Annotated in this window: 5 protein-coding genes; all 5 read left to right on the top strand. The window is 70.6% G+C overall.

The window, feature by feature from the left end; translation table 11 throughout:
• Positions 1-344 precede the first annotated feature (344 nt).
• Positions 345-911, top strand: a complete 567-nt coding sequence (efp, locus tag ACSAMQ_RS19960) for an elongation factor P (protein ID WP_435397330.1) — start codon at positions 345-347, stop codon at positions 909-911.
• A gap of 284 nt (positions 912-1,195) precedes the next feature.
• On the top strand, positions 1,196-2,536 hold the full coding sequence (locus ACSAMQ_RS19965) for a TRZ/ATZ family hydrolase (protein WP_435397331.1): 1,341 nt from the start codon (positions 1,196-1,198) through the stop codon (positions 2,534-2,536).
• Positions 2,537-2,819: 283 nt separating this feature from the next.
• Positions 2,820-3,587, top strand: a complete 768-nt coding sequence (ubiG, locus tag ACSAMQ_RS19970) for a bifunctional 2-polyprenyl-6-hydroxyphenol methylase/3-demethylubiquinol 3-O-methyltransferase UbiG (protein ID WP_435397332.1) — start codon at positions 2,820-2,822, stop codon at positions 3,585-3,587.
• Positions 3,584-4,288, top strand: a complete 705-nt coding sequence (locus ACSAMQ_RS19975; protein ID WP_435397333.1) for a phosphoglycolate phosphatase — start codon at positions 3,584-3,586, stop codon at positions 4,286-4,288. The genes ubiG and ACSAMQ_RS19975 overlap by 4 nt, the downstream gene beginning before the upstream one ends.
• A partial coding sequence (locus tag ACSAMQ_RS19980; protein ID WP_435397334.1) for a hypothetical protein occupies positions 4,270-4,899 on the top strand: 630 nt, incomplete at its 3' end. The genes ACSAMQ_RS19975 and ACSAMQ_RS19980, both read left to right, overlap by 19 nt.

Raw genomic sequence — 4,899 nt, forward strand, 5'->3', positions numbered from 1 at the left:
GCGCGCGCCCGCGGCCGGCGGGCCGCCGGCGGGGCTGGCGGGCGGGGTGGCCTGCTGTAAGGAGGCGTGAGCTGCGGGTATCATGCGGGGCTAGCCTTCAGGGTTCCGATTACGGCGCCCGGGTCCCGCCGCCGCGGTGAATCGCAGCGGAGGGCCGGCGCAGCCCGACATTCTAGCCTTCCGCCGCCACAGGCAGGTCCCCCGCATCGCGGACCCCTGGGCCCGTCGCAGGCCGGCCCGGGAGCGCGCCGGACGACGGCCGCGGCCACCGCCGGCACCGTCCGGTGCGGGGGTGGCCGGAACCCAAACGCAACGCCACACTCATTATTCGCAGGAGTTTCAGCATGGCCAGCTATGGCATGAACGACGTCAAGAACGGGATGAAGATCCTCGTCAACAACGAGCCTTGCGTCATCACCGACACCGAGTACGTCAAGCCGGGCAAGGGCCAGGCCTTCACCCGCGTGAAGTACCGCAACATCAAGACCGGCCGCGTGGTCGAAATGACCATGAAGGCGACCGACGACCTCGAGGCCGCCGACGTCATCGATACCGACATGCAGTACCTGTACACCGACGGCGAATACTGGCACTTCATGAACCAGGAAAGCTTCGAGCAGGTCCAGGCCGATAAGTCCGGCATGGGCGGCGCGGAAAAGTGGCTCAAGGGCGAAGAGGCCTGCGTGGTGACCCTGTGGAACGGCGTGCCGATCATGGTCCAGCCGCCGAACTTCGTCGAACTGAAGATCGTCGAGACCGACCCGGGCGTGCGCGGCGATACCTCGGGCGGCGGCGGCAAGCCGGCGACCCTGGAAACCGGCGCGGTGGTGCGCGTGCCGCTGTTCGTCGGCCAGGACGAGATCATCAAGGTCGACACCCGTTCGGGCGAGTATTTCAGCCGCGCCAAGTGAGTCGAGTTTGGGCCGTGGCCGCCCTGGCGGCCGCGGTCCGGTCCCGGCGCGAGCCGGGCCCCGGCCTGAGTGGCGGCCGCGATCGGCAAAGCCGGCTGTAGTCGGTCCGCCGTCATCCGGCCTGCCGTCGTCCGGTCTGTTGTAATCCGGGCTGCTGTAATCCGGTCTGCTGTAATCCGGCCAGCCCACAATCGAGGTCGGGCGCGAGCCGGGCCGGCGACCGCCCGGCACCGCCGACCGGCGCCCGCCGCGCCGGTGCCCCACAGCCTTACGAGCGAGCGCATATGACCCACGAACACCCGCCCATCGCCTGCGACCTGTTGATCGAAGCGGGCTGGGTGGTGCCGGTCGAGCCGCATGCGGTGGTGCTCGAAGACCACGCCGTGGCGGTCAAGGACGGCGTCATCGTCGGCCTGCTGCCGACCGCCGAGGCGCGCCCGCGCTACGCCGCGGCGCAGACGGTGTCGCGGCCCGAGGCCGCGCTGATCCCGGGCCTGGTCAACGCCCACACCCACAACCCGATGACCCTGCTGCGCGGGATCGCCGACGACCTGCCGCTGATGGAATGGCTGCAGGGCCACATCTGGCCGGTCGAGGCAGCGGTGATCGGGCCGCAGTTCGTCGAAGACGGCATCGCCCTGGCGATCGCCGAGATGCTGCGCGGCGGCACCACCTGCGCCAACGAAAACTATTTCTTCCCCGACGTGCAGGCCGCGGTGTACAAGCGCCACGGCTTCCGCGCGCGGGTCGGCCTGCCGGTGATCGATTTCCCGACCGCCTGGGCCAAGAGTTCCGACGAATACTTCGACCGCGCCGGCGAAGTGCACGACCTGTGGCGCGACGATGCCCTGGTCGCCACCGCGTTCGCGCCGCACGCGCCGTACACGGTCAGCGATGCGAACTTCGAACGCATCCGCATGCTGGCCGACCAGCTCGATCTGCCGATCCACCTGCACACCCACGAGACCGCGCAGGAAGTGGCCGACTCGATCAAGCTGCACGGCCAGCGCCCGCTCGCGCGCCTGGACCGGCTGGGCCTGGTCAGCGACCGCCTGATCGCGGTGCACATGACCCAGCTCACCGACGCCGAGATCGCCTTGTGCGCCGAGCGCGGTGTCAGCGTGGTGCATTGCCCGGAATCCAACCTCAAGCTGGCCTCGGGTTTCTGCCCGGCGTGCAAGCTGGAGCAGGCCGGGGTCAACCTGGCGATCGGCACCGACGGCTGCGCCAGCAACAACGACCTCGACATGTTCGGCGAGACGCGCACCGCGGCCCTGCTGGCCAAGGCGGTGGCCAACGACGCCTCGGCGCTGGATGCGTTCAAGTCGCTCCGCGCGGCCACCCTAGGCGGCGCCAGGGCGCTCGGCTATGAGGCCAAGATCGGCTCGATCGAGATCGGCAAGCAGGCCGATCTGGTCTGCGTCGACCTCGGCCAGCTCGAAACCCAGCCGGTGCACCACGTGGTCTCGCAGTTGATGTACGCGACCGGCCGTCACCAGGTCAGCGACGTCTGGATCGCCGGGCGCAGCAAGTTGCGCCAGCGCGAGCTGATCGACATGGACACCGCGGCCCTGATCGCGAACGCCCGGCAATGGCGCGAACGCATCTCGACGATCGGGCGCTGAGCGCGGCGCGGACATCGCGCGCGGCGTCGCCGCCGCGCGGCTTCGAAGCGGCAGGCTTCGAAGCGGCAGGCTTCGCGCCGATCAGCGTCGTGCAGGCCGGTTTTGAGCGGAATGCCGAGGGCCGGCCTCGACAGCGCGTCGGCGCAGTCTGCTTCACACTATCCACCTCGACATCGACCCACACGCCGCGGGCCCGGCCCGCGCCACGCCGGACCGATCCTCCGCGCGCCTTGCGCAAAGAGAATGGTCCGCAACGATCCGCAGCAATGACGGGCAGGAAGTCATGAGCGCAGCCAATTCGACCCCGCACGACCACACCGCAGGCGCCAGCGCCGCGGCCGAGCACGACAACTTCAGCCAGGCCGAACTCGACAAGTTCGGCGCGCTGGCCAATCGCTGGTGGGATCCGGAAGGCCCGCAGAAGGCCTTGCACGCGCTCAATCCGGCGCGCCTGGGCTATGTCGCCCAGCGCGCCACGCTGCGCGATGCGCAGGTGCTCGACGTCGGTTGCGGCGGCGGCCTGCTCAGCGAGGCCCTGGCCGCGGCCGGCGCGCAGGTCACCGCGATCGACCTGGCGCCGGAACTGATCAAGGTCGCCAAGCTGCATCGCCTGGAGACCGGCGTCGCGGTCGACTACCGTCTGCAGTCGGCCGAAAGCCTGGCCGACGAGATGCCGGGCCGCTTCGACGCGATCACCTGCATGGAGATGCTCGAACACGTGCCCGACCCGGCCGCGGTGGTGCGGGCGTGTGCGCGCCTGCTCAAGCCCGGCGGCCGCCTGTTCCTGTCGACTCTCAACCGCACCCCGGCGGCGTTCGCGCTGGCCATCGTGGGCGCCGAGTACGTGGCGCGGGTGCTGCCCAAGGGCACCCATCAGTACCGCGACTTCATCAAGCCGTCCGAACTCGCCGCCTGGCTGCGCGAGGCCGGCCTGCGGATGGAGGACGTCAGCGGCCTGATGTACGAACCTTGGCGCAACGCAGCGCGGGTGATCTCGCGCACCGACATCAATTACCTGGCCTGTGCGCTGAAACCGGAGCCCGACGCATGAGCACCGCCGCTACGCTCGGCCAGGCCGAGGCGCGTGCCTTTCCGAAGGCGGTGCTGTTCGATCTCGACGGCACCTTGCTCGACAGCGCGCCGGACATGCTCGCGGTCGCCAACCGGATGCGCGCCGACCGCGGCCGCGACCCGATCAGCCTCGACTTGCTGCGGCCGCATGTGTCGAAGGGCTCGCGGGCGATGATCGGCGCGGCCTTTCCCGACATCGACCCCAGCGAGCGCGACGGCTGGGTCCAGGAATTCCTCGATCTGTACGAACGCGAACTCGGCCTGCACGGCGCGCCGTTCGAAGGCGTCGAGCCGATGTTGGCGGCGCTGGAGGCGGCCGGCTGCGTCTGGGGCATCGTCACCAACAAACCCGAATACCTCGCGCGCAAGCTGATCCCGCTGCTGGGTTGGCAGACCCGCTGCGCGGTGCTGATCGGCGGCGACACCCTGGCGGTGCGCAAGCCCGATCCGCTGCCGCTGACCCATGCCGCCGAGCTGATCGGCATGCGCCCCGGCGACTGCGTCTACGTCGGCGACGACGAACGCGACATCGTCGCCGCGCGCGCCGCCGGCATGGCCTCGGTGGTGGCGCTGTGGGGTTATCGCCTCAGCGAGGACGACCCGATCGCCTGGCAGGGCGATGTGTTGGTCGAGCTGCCTTCGAGTCTGAGCGAGCCTGGCGCATGGCCGGCGACGCGATGACCGCAGCGGCCGCCGCCGCCGAACGCGACGACGCGCTGGAGGATTTCACCGGCAAGTGGCGCGCGCGCTGGCCGGAATGGTCGGTGGCCGAAGTGTTCGTGCCTCGCGCCCAGCGCGGCACCGCGCTGGCCTGGGCTAGCCTGCAGCAGGAACTGACCGATGCCGCCTGGGGCGGCAGTGATGCCGCGCCGGGCGAGGCCAAGCTCGGCTGGTGGGTCGAAGAACTGCAGGGCTGGAGCCAGGGCCGCCGACGGCACCCGCTCGGCCTGGCTCTGCAGCGGCAATCGGCGCCGTGGAAGGCGCTGGCGGTGATGCTGCCGTCGCTGCGCGACAGCCGCGAGCGCCCGGGCGACCGCAACGAAGCCTTCGAGATGCTGACCCCGTTGGCCGAGGCCATCGGCGCCATCGATCTGGCCCTGTTCGGGCCGGTGCCGGGGCAGTCGGCCGAGGCCGCGGTGGCGCCGATCCTGTCGTCGCTGCTGGAGGCCCGGCTGGTCCTGCAGGGCGACGCGGCGGTGCCGCTGAGCGTGGTCGCGCGCACCCTGGCGCGCCCGGGCGACGGCGCGGCGGCCGAATGGAGCCGCGAACTGCTCGCCCAGTGGCCCGCCCGC

Source organism: Lysobacter sp. 1R34A, assembly GCF_051217035.1.
GTDB lineage: Bacteria > Pseudomonadota > Gammaproteobacteria > Xanthomonadales > Xanthomonadaceae > Lysobacter.

What these genes read in the sequence shown, in the direction of transcription:
- efp (WP_435397330.1), top strand. Translation starts at nt 345, where the DNA reads ATGGCCAGCTATGGCATGAACGACGTCAAGAACGGGATGAAGATCCTC.
- ACSAMQ_RS19965 (WP_435397331.1), top strand. Translation starts at nt 1,196, where the DNA reads ATGACCCACGAACACCCGCCCATCGCCTGCGACCTGTTGATCGAAGCG.
- ubiG (WP_435397332.1), top strand. Translation starts at nt 2,820, where the DNA reads ATGAGCGCAGCCAATTCGACCCCGCACGACCACACCGCAGGCGCCAGC.
- ACSAMQ_RS19975 (WP_435397333.1), top strand. Translation starts at nt 3,584, where the DNA reads ATGAGCACCGCCGCTACGCTCGGCCAGGCCGAGGCGCGTGCCTTTCCG.